The sequence below is a fragment of the Amycolatopsis sp. NPDC104775 genome, from assembly GCF_055583325.1.
Genome location: NZ_JBVJOE010000002.1, coordinates 927,593 through 942,737, shown reverse-complemented (window position 1 = coordinate 942,737; position 15,145 = coordinate 927,593). Strand labels below are relative to the sequence as shown.

The window sequence follows — 15,145 nt, the reverse complement described above, 5'->3', positions numbered from 1 at the left end:
ATAGCTTGACACGAACTTAGTTCGTCACTTAGAACTTAGTTCGTGGCTACTGAACTTAGTTCGTCCCCGCCTGCCAGATCGCTTCCGCTGGCTCAGGCGTGGCTGGTCCTGGTGGTCGTGGTGATCGCCGACCTGATGGACCTCATCGACACCAGCGTCGCCGCTCTCGCCGGTCCGTCGATTCGCGCGGATCTCGGCGGCGGGCCGGTGACTCTGCAGTGGGTCCTGTCGGCTTACACCGCGGCGTTCGCGCTCGGCCTCGTCACCTCCGGCCGACTCGGCGATCTGCTCGGCAGGCGCAGGCTGTTCCTGCTCGGCATGACCGGGTTCACGCTCGCGTCGCTGGCTTGCGGGCTCGCGCCCAGCCCTGGATTCCTGATCGCGGCCCGCGGGTGCCAAGGCCTGTTCGGCGCGGCGATGATCCCGCAGGGCATCGCGCTGGTGAAGGTCGTGTTCCCGCCCGATCAGCTGCGCAAAGCCCTGATGCCGTTCGGCCCGATCATGGGTCTGGCCACCGTCGCCGGACCGATCCTCGCCGGATGGCTGCTGCACCTCAATCTGTTCGGCAGCGAATGGCGCTCGATTTTCCTGATCAACGTCCCGTTCGGCGTCCTCGCCGGACTGCTCGCCTTGCGCGTGCTGCCGCGGTACAGCGGCGAGGACCGCGACGCTCGGCTCGACTTGCGCGGCGTCGGCCTGCTCACCGTGGCGTCCGCGCTGCTCATCGTCCCGCTCATCCAAGGCCGCGAACTCGGCTGGCCAGTGTGGACGTACGTATTGATGGCCGCCGGTGTGGTCGCCTTCGGGTTGTTCGCGAGGTCTGAACGCCGCAGCAGTCATCCGGTCATCGCGCCGTCCTTGTTTTCCAAGCGCGGCTTCGTGTTCGGGCTGCTAATCACCGGCGCGTTTTACGCCTCGCTCAGCGGATTCGTGCTCGTGGTGAACCTGCTGTTGCAGTCTGGGCTCGGCTGGACGCCGTTGCGGTCTGGGTTCGCCTTGCTCCCGTGGGCCGCGGGCACCGCGATCGCGACTCTCTTGTCCGGCGCGGTGCTCGCCGCGAAACTCGGCCGTGCGTCACTCCACTTAGGACTGGCCATCGCGGTCGTCGGCTTGCTCGCCCTGTGGTGGTCGATCGCGCATTCGGGTACTGCCAGCACCATTTGGCAACTGGCTCCCGCATTGTTCATCGCCGGTGCTGGTTCCGGGTTGTTGTTCATTCCGCTTTTCGATTTTATTCTCGGCGACGCCACTGGAGAAGAAGTCGGCAGTGGTTCCGGAATGCTCAACGCCGCCCAGCAATTCGCCGGAGCGATCGGCGTCGCCGCGCTCGGCACGATGTTCTTCACCCGCGTCGGGCCGGCCGCCGCACCGTCGTGGATTCCTGCCGCGGAACTGGTTTTCGGCCTCTGCGCCGGTCTGTGCCTCGTGGCACTGGCCCTCGTCGGATTCCTTCCGAAACGTCCGGCGCACTGACCGGAGAGACCATCATGCCGAAAACCGCTCTGATCACCGGAACCAGCCGGGCCGCCGGACTCGGGTTCGCCATCGCCCGTCTTCTGGCCGACCAGGACTACCACGTAACCCTCACCGCTCGCGATTTAGCGAAAGCCGAATCCCTTGCCGCGCGGCTCCCGGACGCCACCGCGGTGCGGCTCGACCTCACCGATCTCGCCACCATGACCGCTGCCGCCGAGTTCCTCGCGGATTCCTTCGGCCACCTCGACGTCTTGATCAACAACGCCAGCGACACCGTCGATTTCGCCACGCTGTCCGCACTCGACGCCGATCTGGCCGCCGTCCAGTCCACATTGGACATCGACGTGCTCGGCCCCTGGCAACTGACTCAACTGGTGCTGCCGCTGCTGAAAGCCGCCCCAGCGGGCCGGATCGTCAATGTTTCCAGCGTTTCCGCGCTGCAGATCTCCACCGGGCTCGACCTCGGCGCGAGCCTGCGCGCTCCGGCGCATTCCTTCGCCAAGCACGCGCTGAATACTCTTACTGGGGTGCTCGCCGCGGCACTGCGCGGCACCTCGATCCTCGTCAACGCCGTCGATCCGGGAGAGACCGCGACCCATCCCGAGCGCGGCGACGAGGACACGGCGCGCCCGGCGCTGGAAAGCGCTCGCGGCGTCGTGTGGGCCGCGACGTTGCCGCCCGGCGGCCCGACCGGCGGGCTCTTCCGCGACGGGCGGCTCTTGCTGTCCTTGCTGCCCGGTACGGAAAACACCGCGGGGCCGGACCTCGTCCGGTCCGGGCCCGCGGCGGGAAAACCCTTAGTGCGCCAGGATCAGTGACCCAGGTGCAGGTTGTCCAGGTGCAGGTTGCCCGCGTGCGACTCGAGGCCGTTGGCCAGGTCGTGCACGTGGTTCTGCACCTCGTTGAGCACCGGCGCGGTGTGCGAGGCGTCCGGCAGCTCGCCGGCCGTCACGTGCTGAGTGCCGGTCTCGACCGCGTCGTGCACGGTGTTCGTGACGTGCTGCGCGGCCGCGTTGACCGCCGGAGCGTGCGCGGTCGCACCCTCGATGGCGTGGGTCAGCGAGCCCGCGTTCGGGGCGGCCGGCAGCGCCGGGGCGTGCGGCAGCTCGCCGACACCCGGGACCTGCGGCAGCGAACCGACACCCGGCACGTGCGGCAGCGAGCCGACGCCCGGAACCTGCGGCAGCGAACCGACACCGGGGACCTGCGGCAGCGAACCAACGCCCGGAACCTGCGGCAGCTCGCCCGCGCCCGGGATCGCCGGGAGACCCGGGAGACCCGGGACGGCCGGGAGCGCGCCGCCGGTCGCGTGGTCCAGCGTGCCGGACAGGTCGCCGGCCGAGGTCAGGTCGCCCGCCGCCTGGGTCAGGTCGGCGCGGACGTCGTCGCCGTGGACGCCGACCGGGGTCGAGCCGATCGCCTCGTTGACGGTGCCCAGCAGGTGCGAGCCGCCCTGGCGGACGTCCTCGACGAGACCGCTGACCGGGCCGCCGACGACCGGGAGCTTGCCGGACTCGGCCACGACGGCCTTCCAGGTCAGCGCGTCGCCGAGGTGGTTGGTGGTCGCGTCCACCGCGGAGCCGACGAGCTTGCCGTCGAAGACGTGCTCGCCCACCGCGTTCACGGTGTGCTGGGTGTCGATCGCGGCGGCGTCGAGGATCGGGCCGACCACCGGGACCGGGTGGGTCGCGGCGGCGACGTGGTCCAGCACGCCCGAGACCGCGCCCAGCGCGCCGTGGGTGACGGTGTTCAGGCCGGTCGCGCCCGCGACGTTGCTGACGCCCTCGAAGACCGGGCTCAGGTTCGGCAGGGCGCCGGCGAGACCGCCGAGGCCCTGGCCCGCCTCGTGCGCCACCGGCTCGGCGGCGGCGTTGACCTGGTCGAAAGCCCGGCCCAGGTCAGCGGACGGAACGCCCGGGACGGCGGGCACGCCCGGCACGGCCGGGATGCTCGGCGCGGCCGGGACGCCCGGCACCGCGGGAACGGCCGGGACGGCGGGGGCGGCCGGCAGCGGGGCGCTGTCCATGACCAGCGGCATGATGTCCTGGACGTCCGAGGGGTTCAGCTCGCCCAGGCCGGCGCCGTTCAGCACCCCCTGCGGGTCGGCCTTGTACTCCGCCAGCGACTGCGGGTCGTTCAGGAGGTTCAGCGCGAATTCGTGCAGCGTCTGCACCGGGCCCATAGTTTGTATTCTCCTGTGGTGAAAACGGATCGGGGTGGGGTGTCCGGGAAACGGACGAGCCGGCCCCAGAGCCGGCTCCTTTTCCGAACATAGGACTCCGCCGAATGCCCGCCATCGGGGGGTCGCCCGGGTTAGCCGGGGCACCCACTAGGGACTTCGCCGCTCCCCCGATTAGGGGCATTAGGGGATTTGCCGCGTCCGCGCTGGTCACGGCCTTGCCCGCGCGCCACCCCGCCGAGCGCCGCCCACCCCACCGATCGGGGGACGGACGCGAGTCGCCCGGAGAGGTTCCCCAGGACCACCCGAAGGTGTGACAGCCGCAGGGCTTTCCGGGCCGGGCGGGAGGCCGGAACGGCGGAAAGGCCGGGTTCGCCCGATCCCCCGCCGTTTCCGCTGCCGCCGAGAAGGCGGGCGCGGAATACACCGGGAAAAGTGCAGGAAGGAGCCGATCTCGTTTCCTTTTTCGGACGCCTTCGCGGATTACGTCACGATCACAGCGCAAACCTCGTCCGAAACCCCAAGCTGGACGACCCGCACCGAATCCGGCACGGGTCGTCCAGCCAGGTTCGGGTCAGGCAGTGGCGACCCGGACCGAGTCCGGCATCTCCAGCTCCCGCAGCAGCTCTTCCTGCCGCCGCCGGTACGCCGCCACGTTCGCCAGCTTGATCTCCTCGTATCCGCGCACCGAGTCCGGCAGCGCGGCCAGTTCGACCAGCCGGGCGTCGCCCCGGTCGGCCACCTCGAGCGCGCGCGTCAGCGCCTGCCGGTACTCCCCGATCAGCGCCCGCTCGACCCGGCGGACCTCCGCGCGGCCGAACGGGTCCAGCTTCGTCCCGCGGAGTTTTCGCATGGCCCGCAGCGCCGCGAACGCGGGCCGGAAGCCGCGGCCGCCGAGGCTGATCTTGCGGTTCATGCCCAGCGCGCGCAGCACCGGCGGGTGCAGCCGGTACGCGAACCGCGTGCCGACGCCGAACTGGGCTTCGATTTCCGCGGTCAGCTGCGGATCCAGCGACAGCCGCGCTACCTCGTACTCGTCCTTGTAGGCCATGAGCTTGTAGAGATTCCGCGCGACTGCCTCGGTCACCGACGCGCTGGCGCGGGTGCGGACCCGCTCGACGAACTCCGCGTACTCCCGCGCGTACCGCTCGTCCTGGTAGGCGATCAGGTCCGGGATGCGCAGGTCGAGCACCCGGGCGAGTTCGCCGTCGGCCCGCACCAGCGCACGCACCCGGCGGACCGCTTCCGCGTCGGCCGCGGCGGGGGCCGGGCTGTCCGATCCCGAGGAGAGTTCCGCGGTGAGCGCGTCCGGGTCGGCGACCAGCTGCCTGCCGCGCCGGAACGCCTGCAGGTTCGTCTCCACCGCGGTCCCGTTGATCGTGATGGCCTGTTCCAGGCTTTCCGCGGTGACCGCCAGCGAGCCGGTCTGGTAGGCCGCGCCGAGCTGGAGGATGTTGGCGAACTGGTCGTCGCCGAAGATCTGCTCGGCCAGGCCGCGCGCGTCGAGGTAGTGCCCGGCAGCGGTCGCGTCGCCGAGCGCGCCGCGGATGCTCGACTGGTCCGGGTAGGACACTTCCTTGTCCACGACCATCCGGCCGGTCGGGACCTCCGAAGTGGACACCACGGCGACGGTCCGCCCGGGGTCGGCCACGCCGAGGTACGCCGGGTCGGCGGCGACCAGTGCGTCGCAGGCGAGGTAGAGGTCGCACTCCCCGTTCGCGAGTTTCGGGGCTTGCTCGACGGCGCCGGTGGAGATCTTCACGTCCGAGACGACCGCGCCGCCCTTTTGCGCGAGGCCGGTCTGGTCGAGGGTGCGCACCTGCTTGCCGTCGAGAACTCCGGCGACGCCGAGGATCTGCGCGACGGTGACCACGCCGGTGCCGCCGATGCCGGTGATCCGCACGGCGACGTCCGACCGGGTTTTCTCCGGTTCTGGCAGGTCTTCCGCGCTGATCGGCGCGAGATGCCGCCGCTTGACCTCGCCGGTCGGCACGACGGTCAGGAACGACGGGCAGTCGCCGTCGAGGCACGAGTAGTCGACGTTGCACGACGCTTGGTGGATCTGGGTTTTGCGGCCGAATTCCGTCTCGACCGGTTGCACCGAAAGGCAATTCGACTTCACGCCGCAGTCGCCGCAGCCTTCGCAGACGCGTTCGTTGATGAACACCTTGCGCGCGGGCGTTTCCTGCTTGCCGCGACGGCGTTTGCGTCGCTTCTCCGCCGCGCACTCCTGCTCGTGGATCAACACCGTGACCCCGCGGTGCGCGGCCAGTTCTTCTTGCGTGCGAAGAAGTTCGGACCGGTCCCGCACCTCGACCCCGCGCGGCAGCTTGCGCTTCCGCAGCCGGCGCGGCGCGTCCGAGGTGATGACGACCTTCGCCGCGCCCTCGGTCAGCAGCAGCGCGGCGACCTTCTCCACGGACAGCCCGCCGACCGCGTCCTGACCGCCGGTCATCGCGACCGCGGAGTTGTAAAGCAGCTTGTAGGTGATGTCGACGCCCGCGGCCACCGCCGCGCGCACGGCGAGGCTGCCGGAGTGCATGAACGTGCCGTCGCCGATGTTCTGCATCAGATGCGGGGTCTCGACGAACGGGGCCATGCCGATCCACTGCGCGCCCTCGCCGCCCATCTGGGTCAGCCCGACGACCTCGCCGACCTGTTCCGGCTCCATGAACAAAGCCATGGTGTGGCAGCCGATTCCGGCGCCGACGAGCGTGCCGTCCGGGACCTTGGTGGACGAGTTGTGCGGGCAGCCGGAGCAGAAGTACGGCGTGCGGGCCAGCAGCGGCACGGAAATCCGCTCGCGGCGGCGCCGTTGTTTCCACGCCGCGACCGGTTCCGCGTCCGGCAGGCGCTTGGCCAGACCGCTGGCTATGCGGTCCGGGTCCAGTTCGCCGAGTTCGGTGAACAGCACCTGGCCGCGCGGATCGGTTTTGCCGTACACGCGCGGCGCGCCGGTGCGGCCGTAGAGGATTTCCTTGATCGCCGGTTCGACGAGCGCGCGTTTTTCCTCGACCACCAGGATTTCGTCGAGACCGTCGGCGAATTCCCTGATGATCTCCGGTTCGACCGGGTACACGACGCCGAGCTTGAGCAGCCTGATGCCGTAGCGGGACAGTTCGGCTTCGCCGAGGCCGAGCATCCGCAGCGCCTGCCGAAGGTCCAAATAGGACTTCCCGGCGGTGACGATGCCGACGCGGTCGCCCGGTCCGGATCGGACGATCCGGTTGATTCCGCTGGCCCGCACGTAGTCCATCGCGAGCGGCAGCCGGACCCGGTGCAGGCTGTGCTCGAGCGTAATCAGCTCCGGCCCGAGCAGACGGCTGTTCGGCTGGTGCTTGTACGCGCCCTCGGGCATCTCCGGCGCGGTCCACGCCGAATCGACCAGCGCGGTGCCGCCGGAGTCGGCGACGTTCGCGACGATCTTCATCGACGACCACAGCCCGCTCGCGCGGGAAAGTTCGACCGCGTGCCTGCCGTGCTCCAGCACGTCCTGCGCATCGGCCGGGAAGAACACCGGCATCGCGAGGTCGGCGAGCGCGTGCTCGGACGCACACGGGATGGTCGAGGATTTCGCGTTGGGGTCGTCGCCGACCAGCGCGACCGCGCCGCCGCGCGGATCGGTGCCGGCGAGGTTCGCGTGCCGCAGCGCATCTGTGGCCCGGTCCAGGCCCGGAGCCTTGCCGTACCACATGCCGACCACGCCGTCGTGCCGCATCGTGCCCGCGCGGGCGGCGAGCTGGCTGCCCATGACCGCGGTCGCGCCGAGTTCCTCGTTGACGCCCGGCTTGTGCACGATGTTGTGCTCGGCCAGCAACGCCGAGCGCCGCGCCAGCTCCAGGTCGAATCCGCCGAGCGGCGAACCCTGGTACCCGGACACGAAGGCCGCCGAGTCCGCGCCCGCCTGCCGGTCCAGCCGGATCCGGTCGAGCAGGACCCGCACCAGCGCCTGCACCCCGGTCAAGTAGACAGTGCCCGCTTCGCGCACGTACCGGTCTTCCAACGTGAAGGCGTTCATCCGCACTTCCCTTCCGCACGCCATCAGCCCACGGGCACCCGCCGCTGGGACGTGAGCCACCTCACCCCACGCCTGAGCCCGGCGCAACGTGCCCGGCCACTGTAGTGGCAAGGACGCAAAGGATGACGCGCGAGAGGCCCGTTCCGGCAGATCTGTTGCGTACGATGCCGCGCATGGCCGAGGAACTGCTGGACGCGACCGACCACGAGATCATCGCGTTGCTCCGCGAGGACGCCCGGCGCACGTTCTCGGACATCGCCGGACGGGTGTCGCTCTCCACCGCCGCGGTGAAGCGGCGCGTCGACCGGCTCCGGGAGAAAGGCGTGATCACCGGCTTCACCGTGCAGGTCGACCCCGCGAAACTCGGCTGGGGCATCGAGGCGTTCGCGCAGCTGAGGTTCTTCGGCAGCACGAACGTCGCGGAGATCGTCGAGACGACCACCCGGATCCCGGAGGCGCAGGCGGTGTTCACCATCGCCGGCGACCCGGACGCGGTGGTGTGGCTGCGCAGCCGCGACATGGCGCACCTGCAGAGCACCATCGACGAACTGCGGCGCAGCCACCGGATCACCAGCACGCGGACCCTGATCGTGCTCGATTCGTGGGTGCGCGGGCAGGACCGGCCCGCTCCGGAGTGACCGGGCTCAGGGGCGCGGACCCTCAACCAGGAGCGTGAGCAGCCGGCTGAGCTGTTCGCGTTCGGCCGGGGTCAGCGGCGCGAACACCTCGTTCTCGACTTCGGCCAGCAGTTTGTCCAGTTTGAGCAGGTGACGGCGGCCCTGCGCGGTGAGGGTGATCGAGTTCTGCCGCCGGTCGGCCGGATTGGGCGAGCGGTCCAGCATCCCGCGCTCGGTCAGCTCGGTGACGACCCCGACCAGATCGCTGCGGTAGATGCCGGTCCGGTCGCTGAGCTCGGCCTGGCTCGCGGACCCGAATTCCGCCAGGGTCGCGAGCACGGCGTAGTGCCATTTGCGGGCGTTCATCCGCGCGAGCGCTTCGTTGACCCGGCGGTCCGACTGGATCGCGGCCAGGGACAGCTGCCGGGTGCGCGACCGGCGCAGCCGCGCGGCCGTGCGCTGACCGGCTGGTTCCGCGAGATCGGATCGCTTGCTCATGGCCGCAGCCTACCCCTATTGCGTTAGTCGGACTAACGAACTAGCGTTCCCGGCACAGGGTTAGTCAGACTAACGATTAGGAGGGCCCGATGCCCGAGCTCACCGTGCTGGACTCGTCGATCCACTACGAGGAAACCGGCAGCGGCGCACCGATGGTGTTCCTGCACGGAAACCCCGGCTCGTCGCACGGGTGGCGCACCGTGCTGGCGAAGTTCGACGCCCCCGCCCGGCTGCTGGCTCCCGACCTCATCGGCATGGGCAGATCCGGCAAACCCGAGATCCCGTACCGGTTCGGCGACCACGCACGCTACCTGGACGCCTGGTTCGACCGGCTGGAACTGGACGACGTGGTGCTCGTCGGCCACGACTGGGGCGGCGCGCTGGCCTTCGACTGGGCGGCCCGCCACCCCGGTCGCGTGCGCGGCGTGGCCTTCTTCGAAACGATCGTGCGGCCGATGTCCTGGCGAGAACTCGGCGAGGGGCCGCGGTCCCGCGCCGAGGCCATGCGCGGACCGGAGGGCGAGGCGCTGGTGCTCGACCGGAATTTCTTCCTGGAATCGGCCTTCACCGGCGGCGTGCTGAACCCGGTGCCCGAAGCGGACCTGGCCGTCTACCGCCAGCCGTACCCGACCAGGGAGAGCCGCCGCCCGATCCTGCAATGGGCGCGCTCGCTGCCGCTGGACGGCCAGCCCGCTAATGTCGCCGAGCGCGTCGAGCAGTACGGAAAGTGGCTCGCGAGCAGCGACGACGTCCCCAAGCTGCTGCTCACCTTCGATTCCTCGCCCACCCTGCTCATCGGCCAGAAGATCGCCGAATGGTGTGCGGCGAATATCGCCGCCTTGGAAATCGAGCACTGCGGACCGGCGGGTCACCACGCCCAGGAAGACCAGCCGGAGGCCATCGCCAAGGCGATCAGCTCGTGGGCGCGTCGGCATCTGCTCTAGGGCGTCGCCAGTCTGTCCACAATGGGCAGTCTGGCGGCCGGGACGGTCCCGGTGGACGCGCTCAGCCACCCGGCGGGCGAGTAGTGTCACCCGGCGAAAGAACTCCCGCACCGGAGGGAACGGCATCCGCATGTCCGCTGACCCGTCCGCCGAGCCGCCCGCGGAGCCGTCCGGAGCCCCGGGGAGCAAACCCCGCCGCGGCCGCCCGCGCGGCACCAGCGCCCGGCAGCTGGAGGAGATCGCCCTGCGGCTGTTCACCGAACAGGGCTTCCACGAAACCACGGTCGACCAGATCGCCAGCGCGGCGGGGGTCAGCAAACGGACTTTTTTCCGGTACTACGACGCGAAGTCGGACGTGCTGTGGAACGAGTTCGATTCCGAAGTGGACACCATCCGCGCGCTGCTCGCCGAGACCCCGGACGACCTGCCGGTGCTGGAGGCGGTCCGGCGCGCTGTGCTGGCCGCCAACCATTACCGCGCCGAGGACGTGCCCGAACTGCGGATGCGGATGAACCTTCTCGGCACGGTCGCGGAATTGGCGGCGAGCGCGACCCGGCATTACGACGCCTGGGAGCGCGCGGTGACCAGCTTCGTCGCCCGCCGCACCGGTCAGCCGGAGGACTCGCTGTACCCCCTCGCCGTCGGCCGCGCGGTGCTGGCCACCTGCCGCGCGGCCTACGAGCGCTGGTCCGCCCGCGCCGACGCGGACCTGACCCTCTACCTCGACGCCGCCCTGCGCGCCCTCGCCGCCGGCTTCGCCGACGAGGTCCTCACCGACGAACCCGACGCTCCCGCCTAAGCGACGTCGTGCGCGGCAATGCCGGTTAGAACCGGCTTCGCCGCGCACGAGGACCTCACGGACGATCCAGCAAGGCAGCCAGCGCGGCGGGAGCAGCCGCGGCACCGCTGAGGGGATGCCATCGCGCGCCCGAGTCGCGGGCCAGGCGTTCGGCCTCGTCGCAATCCTCGGCCGGGGGGAGGATCAGCAGTTCCTCGCACGCCCGGGCGGCGGGCAGCGGATCTTGGTCGTCCGTCGCCCGGCAGTCCGACAGCAGGAGCACCGTCTTGCGAGCCGCCCGCGACGCCGCGAGTTGTTCGTTCGCCTTGCGCAGTGCCGCCGCCAGTGCTGTCACGCCGTGGCCGCGCAACGACAAAACCGACTCCACTACCGCCGCTTTCGACCGAGACGACCGCAACGGCCGGATGATCTCCGCCGTCCGGGCGAAAGACACCACCGCGTGTTCCACCGGAGCCCGCCACGAACACGCCGCCGCGGTAAGCGCGGCAGCGGCCAGCCGTGCGCCCGTCATCGAACCGCTTGTGTCGATCACCAAGCACAGAGCCAATTCCGGCCTGGCCCACCGGCGTGCCACAAGGTCGTCCAATGCCGGAACGCCGCCGACTGCCGCCGCGTCCACCAACGCGGGCAGCGACCTGTCGAGGTCGAGTTCGCCGCCCCGGTCAGCCCGGTCTCGGCGCAGCTTTCCCACACCCTGGCCGCGTGCTATCCCCCGTCGCGCGACGTCGATCATCAGGCGGCGAGCCAGGCCGCGGGCGGCGGCGCGCAAGGATTCGTCGGTGGCTTTGCTCATTTCGACCAGCAAAGCCATTGCCTCGTCCGCGTCCTCGCGGAAGACGGCGCTGAACGCTTCTTCGTCCAGAACGCCGACCTCGGGCGAGATTTCCGCGAACCGGCCGTTGCGGGAAAGCTCCGAACGCGGCGTGGTGCTGCTGCGCGCCGAACCTGGCCGGGGTGGTCGTTGCTGAGGGCCCGCCGGTGGCGGGCTCAGGCTTCCCCCGGCGGTTCACTCCCTTCCGGATCTGGCGAAGGGGATTCCGCCCCGAAAACCGCCGCGTACAGCTCGTCGATGACCGATTCCGCGGTGCGGCCGCTGGATTCGTGCAGGCCGATCCGGCCGGACAAAGCGGCCAGCGCGGCGTCGTAGCCGATTCGCCAGTCGGTGGCCGAGCCGCCGCGGATGCGGGCCAGCGAAACCGCCAGCCGCACCACGTCGATCGCGCCGCGGACGGACGAACCGACCCGTACGTCGGCGTGCTCGCGAGTGCGGCGCACCAAATCCACGACGAGGTCACGCCATTCGGCAGGCACCGACGGACCGCGCCGGGCAACGATGTCGCTTTCCTCGGCTTGGCTTTGGTAGCCCATCACAATCCGGCAGACCCGGTCGTAGATGGCCGACGAGATCCGCGCGGTGCCGACCGCGTCGAATGGATTCATGGCTGCTACCAAGCGAAATCCGTCCGCCGCGCGTACCCGGCCCAGCCGCGGCACGTGCAGTTCGGCTTCGGACATCACGGTGATCAGGACGTTGAGCGTTTCCTCCGGGATCCGGTTGACCTCCTCGACGTAGAGCAGGCCGCCGACGCGCAGTGCTTCGATCAGCGGACCGTCCACAAAGGTCTCCGGCACGTAGCCTTCGGCCAGTACCCGCGACGGGTCGAACTGCCCGACCAAGCGGGCCGGGGTCAGTTCGGCGTTGCCTTCCACGAACACGAACGGCGAACCGCCAGCTTCCGCGACCGCACGCAGCAGCGTGGTTTTGCCCGTGCCCGGCGGACCTTCGAGCACGACGTGCGCACCGCAGTCGAGACCGGCCAGCAGCAGTTCGATTTCGCGGCGGCGGCCGACGACGTCCTCGGCCAGGAGGGAAACCGCGGGCCGCGGACCGGAAACCGGCTCGCAGCCCGCGGACAAAGCCGTCACGGCGCGTCGTGGACCAGCACGCCGCGCACGTTCCGGCCCTCCAGCAGATCGTCGTACCCCTGGTTGACCTGCTCCAGGGTGTAGGTGCGGGTGATGATCTCGTCCAGTTTCAGGTCCCCGCTCTGGTACAGCCCGAGGATCTTCGGGATGTCCACGGTCGGGTTGCAGTCGCCGAACAGGCTGCCCTTCACCGTCTTCTTGAACAGCGTCAGGATCGAACCGGGGAGATTGACGTTGTTCACCGACAGCTTGTTCAGCCCGGTCAGCACGATCGTGCCGCCCTTGCCGGTGGCGTTGAACGCACCGGTCACGATCTCCTCGGTGACGATGCCCGCGGTGACGATCGTCTTGTCCGCGCCGTTGCCGTTGGTGAACGACTGCGCCAGCTCCGCGGCTTCCTCCGGCGTCGCGACCGCGTGCGTCGCGCCGAGTTCCATCGCTTTCTCCCGCTTGTTCTCCAGCGGATCCAGCGCGATCACGTTCTTCGCGCCGGCGTAGCGCGCGCCCTGCACGGCGTTGATGCCGATGCCGCCGACCCCGGACACGATCACCGTCTCGCCCGGGCGCACGTCGGCCGCGTTGACCGCCGAACCCCATCCGGTCGGGACGCCGCAGCCGACGAGCACCGCCTTGTCGAGCGGAAGGTCGTCGTCGACCTTCACGACCGAGTTCTGGTGGATGGTCGAGTACTGGCTGAACGTGCCGAGCATGCACATCGCGCCGTACTCCTTGACCGGACCGGGGCCGCTGAACGGGAATCGCTCGCCGGGCAGGTAGCCCTCGAGGATCGTGGCGCCCATGTCGCAGATCGCCTGCTGCCCGGTGGAACACCAGCGGCACACGCCGCAGTTCGGGATGAACGAGCACACCACGTGGTCGCCCGGCTTGACCCGGGTGACGCCGGGGCCGACGTCCTCGATGACGCCCGCGCCCTCGTGGCCGAGCACCATCGGCAGCCGGGCCTCCAGGTCGCCGTGCGCGATGTGCACGTCCGAATGGCACAGCCCGGCGTGCGTGTACCGGATCAGCACCTCGCCCTCGCCAGGGCCTTCGAGGTCGAGTTCGACCACCTCGATCGGCTTGCCCACCTCGTAGACGACCGCGGCTTTCGTCTTCATCGGGAACTCCTTTGTTCGAGCGGGCGGATCACAGCGCGATGTTCACGGATTTGGTCTGCGTGTAAAGGTCGAGCGCGGCCGCACCCAGTTCCCGGCCCCAGCCGGACTGCTTGTAGCCGCCGAACGGCATCGCCGTGTCGAAGCCGTTGTACTGATTGACCCACACCGAGCCTGCCTTCAGTTCCTTGGCAGTACGGTGCGCCTTCGCGACGTCGCGCGTCCAGACCCCGGCGGCCAGTCCGTACTCGCTGTTGTTGGCCGCGGCGGCGACGCCCTGTTCGGCGTTGAACGGCATCGCCGCCACGACCGGGCCGAAGATTTCTTCCCGGACAATGCTGAATTCCGGTTTCACGTCCACGAAAACGGTCGGCTCGATGAAGTATCCGGTGTCGCCCCAGCGTTTTCCGCCGGTGAGCGCGCGGGCGCCGTCGGCGAGGCCTTCGCCGAGATAGCGCGAAACGCGGTCGAACTGCTCCTGGGAAACCATCGGGCCCAGCTGGGTTTCCGGGTCGAGGCCCGGTCCGATCTTCACCTGGCTCGCCGCCTGCGCGACCGCCTGGGTGAACTCCTCGAAGATCGTGTCCTCCACGTACAACCGGGTTCCGGCGACGCAGCACTGGCCGTGGTTGAACATCCAGGCGTTGACCGAACCCGGCACGGCGAGGTCGAGATCGGCGTCGGCGAACACCACGTTCGGGCTCTTTCCGCCCAGTTCCAGGGAAACCTTCTTGAGATTGCCGCTCGCCGCCTGGACGATCTTCTTGCCCACCTCGGTCGAGCCGGTGAAGGCGACCTTGTCGACGCCGTCGTGCGCGGCCAGCGCGGCCCCGGCGTCGCCGAAACCGGTGACGATGTTGACCACGCCGGGCGGGAATCCGGCTTCCTCGAACAGCTTGCCCAGCAGCAGCGCGGTCAGCGGCGTCTGCTCGGCGGGCTTGAGCACCACGGTGTTGCCCGCGGCGAGCGCCGGCGCGATCTTCCACGCGGCCATCAGCAACGGGAAGTTCCACGGGATGATCTGCCCGCACACGCCGACCGGCTCGCGCAGCGTGTAGGCGTGGAATTGCGCGTCGGGCGCGAAGGGCATCGACACGTTCACTGTGCTGCCTTCGATCTTGGTCGCCCAGCCCGCGTAGTAGCGGAAGACGTCGGCCGCCCAGCCGGTGTCCACGGCCGTCGCGATCGCCGCGGACTTGCCGTTGTCGAGCGCCTCCAGCTGGCCGAAGATCTCCGCCCGCTCGGACAGCAGATCGCCGATGCGCCAGATCAGCCGTTCCCGCTCGTTCGGCTTCATCGCCGCCCACGGTCCTTCGTCGAAGGCCTTGCGCGCGGCGGCGACGGCGCGGTTGACGTCCTCGGCCTCGGCGTGCGCGACCTCGGCGATCTTCTCCCCGGTGGCCGGGTCGTAGGTCGGGAACGTGCGGCCCGACGCGGCCGGGACCCAGCGCCCGCCGATCAACAGCTCCAGCGGGCCGGAAACAAACTCCCGGACCTGGGTGTGCAGGGGGAATTCCACCGTTGCGGTCACCTGGCGCCTCCTCACTTCGTCGTGACGGAGGTCATCGTCGCC

General features: G+C 69.8%; 13 protein-coding genes. 6 read left to right on the top strand and 7 right to left on the bottom strand.

Going from position 1 to position 15,145, the window contains the following annotated elements:
- Positions 1-42: 42 nt before the first annotated feature.
- Together ACZ63D_RS13055 and ACZ63D_RS13050 are read left to right on the top strand one after the other, a co-directional pair.
- On the top strand, positions 43-1,473 hold the full coding sequence (locus ACZ63D_RS13055) for an MFS transporter (RefSeq protein WP_465354487.1): 1,431 nt from the start codon (positions 43-45) through the stop codon (positions 1,471-1,473).
- A gap of 14 nt (positions 1,474-1,487) precedes the next feature.
- Positions 1,488-2,294, top strand: coding sequence for an SDR family NAD(P)-dependent oxidoreductase (locus ACZ63D_RS13050; RefSeq protein ID WP_465354486.1), 807 nt, complete (start codon positions 1,488-1,490; stop codon positions 2,292-2,294).
- Here ACZ63D_RS13050 and ACZ63D_RS13045 read toward each other — a convergent pair.
- On the bottom strand, positions 2,288-3,658 hold the full coding sequence (locus tag ACZ63D_RS13045) for an IniB N-terminal domain-containing protein (protein WP_465354485.1): 1,371 nt from the start codon (positions 3,656-3,658) through the stop codon (positions 2,288-2,290). The two genes, ACZ63D_RS13050 and ACZ63D_RS13045, sit on opposite strands and share 7 nt — an antisense overlap.
- 571 nt (positions 3,659-4,229) lie before the next feature.
- Entirely contained in the window at positions 4,230-7,673 is a 3,444-nt protein-coding gene (locus tag ACZ63D_RS13040; protein WP_465354484.1) for an indolepyruvate ferredoxin oxidoreductase family protein, read from the bottom strand.
- A 173-nt stretch (positions 7,674-7,846) separates the two neighbouring features.
- On the opposite strand from ACZ63D_RS13040, the gene ACZ63D_RS13035 reads away from it, so the two are divergent.
- Complete coding sequence (locus ACZ63D_RS13035) at positions 7,847-8,311, top strand: Lrp/AsnC family transcriptional regulator (protein WP_465354483.1); 465 nt, start codon at positions 7,847-7,849, stop codon at positions 8,309-8,311.
- Between the two features lie 6 nt (positions 8,312-8,317).
- Here ACZ63D_RS13035 and ACZ63D_RS13030 read toward each other — a convergent pair whose 3' ends face one another.
- Positions 8,318-8,788 carry a MarR family winged helix-turn-helix transcriptional regulator gene (locus ACZ63D_RS13030; protein ID WP_465354482.1) on the bottom strand — a complete coding sequence of 157 codons (471 nt, stop codon included), beginning with the start codon at positions 8,786-8,788 and terminating at the stop codon, positions 8,318-8,320.
- Between the two features lie 89 nt (positions 8,789-8,877).
- On the opposite strand from ACZ63D_RS13030, the gene ACZ63D_RS13025 reads away from it, so the two are divergent.
- The gene (locus ACZ63D_RS13025) at positions 8,878-9,732 is read left to right on the top strand and encodes a haloalkane dehalogenase (RefSeq protein ID WP_465354481.1); all 855 of its coding nucleotides are present in this window, start codon (positions 8,878-8,880) and stop codon (positions 9,730-9,732) included.
- Positions 9,733-9,862: 130 nt separating this feature from the next.
- Complete coding sequence (gene mftR, locus ACZ63D_RS13020) at positions 9,863-10,531, top strand: mycofactocin system transcriptional regulator (RefSeq protein WP_465354480.1); 669 nt, start codon at positions 9,863-9,865, stop codon at positions 10,529-10,531.
- Positions 10,532-10,586: 55 nt separating this feature from the next.
- Here the strand turns inward: mftR and ACZ63D_RS13015 are convergent, their stop codons facing one another.
- Positions 10,587-11,324, bottom strand: a complete 738-nt coding sequence (locus tag ACZ63D_RS13015) for a vWA domain-containing protein (protein WP_465354479.1) — start codon at positions 11,322-11,324, stop codon at positions 10,587-10,589.
- On the opposite strand from ACZ63D_RS13015, the gene ACZ63D_RS13010 reads away from it, so the two are divergent.
- Positions 11,311-11,499 carry a hypothetical protein gene (locus ACZ63D_RS13010; RefSeq protein ID WP_465354478.1) on the top strand — a complete coding sequence of 63 codons (189 nt, stop codon included), beginning with the start codon at positions 11,311-11,313 and terminating at the stop codon, positions 11,497-11,499. The two genes, ACZ63D_RS13015 and ACZ63D_RS13010, sit on opposite strands and share 14 nt — an antisense overlap.
- A 19-nt stretch (positions 11,500-11,518) precedes the next feature.
- Here the strand turns inward: ACZ63D_RS13010 and ACZ63D_RS13005 are convergent, their stop codons facing one another.
- The 3 genes from ACZ63D_RS13005 to ACZ63D_RS12995 are packed head-to-tail and all read right to left on the bottom strand — an operon-like array spanning position 11,519 to position 15,103.
- Entirely contained in the window at positions 11,519-12,457 is a 939-nt protein-coding gene (locus ACZ63D_RS13005; RefSeq protein WP_465354477.1) for an AAA family ATPase, read from the bottom strand.
- Complete coding sequence (locus ACZ63D_RS13000) at positions 12,454-13,575, bottom strand: NDMA-dependent alcohol dehydrogenase (protein ID WP_465354476.1); 1,122 nt, start codon at positions 13,573-13,575, stop codon at positions 12,454-12,456. The genes ACZ63D_RS13005 and ACZ63D_RS13000 overlap by 4 nt, the downstream gene beginning before the upstream one ends.
- 28 nt (positions 13,576-13,603) lie before the next feature.
- Positions 13,604-15,103, bottom strand: coding sequence for an aldehyde dehydrogenase family protein (locus ACZ63D_RS12995; RefSeq protein WP_465354475.1), 1,500 nt, complete (start codon positions 15,101-15,103; stop codon positions 13,604-13,606).
- Positions 15,104-15,145 lie beyond the last annotated feature (42 nt).

Excerpts from the sequence above, each read along its gene's own strand:
- ACZ63D_RS13050 (WP_465354486.1), top strand. The coding sequence starts at position 1,488 with ATGCCGAAAACCGCTCTGATCACCGGAACCAGCCGGGCCGCCGGACTC.
- ACZ63D_RS13045 (WP_465354485.1), bottom strand. The coding sequence starts at position 3,658 with ATGGGCCCGGTGCAGACGCTGCACGAATTCGCGCTGAACCTCCTGAAC.
- ACZ63D_RS13040 (WP_465354484.1), bottom strand. The coding sequence starts at position 7,673 with ATGAACGCCTTCACGTTGGAAGACCGGTACGTGCGCGAAGCGGGCACT.
- ACZ63D_RS13035 (WP_465354483.1), top strand. The coding sequence starts at position 7,847 with ATGGCCGAGGAACTGCTGGACGCGACCGACCACGAGATCATCGCGTTG.
- ACZ63D_RS13030 (WP_465354482.1), bottom strand. The coding sequence starts at position 8,788 with ATGAGCAAGCGATCCGATCTCGCGGAACCAGCCGGTCAGCGCACGGCC.
- ACZ63D_RS13025 (WP_465354481.1), top strand. The coding sequence starts at position 8,878 with ATGCCCGAGCTCACCGTGCTGGACTCGTCGATCCACTACGAGGAAACC.
- mftR (WP_465354480.1), top strand. The coding sequence starts at position 9,863 with ATGTCCGCTGACCCGTCCGCCGAGCCGCCCGCGGAGCCGTCCGGAGCC.
- ACZ63D_RS13015 (WP_465354479.1), bottom strand. The coding sequence starts at position 11,324 with ATGAGCAAAGCCACCGACGAATCCTTGCGCGCCGCCGCCCGCGGCCTG.
- ACZ63D_RS13000 (WP_465354476.1), bottom strand. The coding sequence starts at position 13,575 with ATGAAGACGAAAGCCGCGGTCGTCTACGAGGTGGGCAAGCCGATCGAG.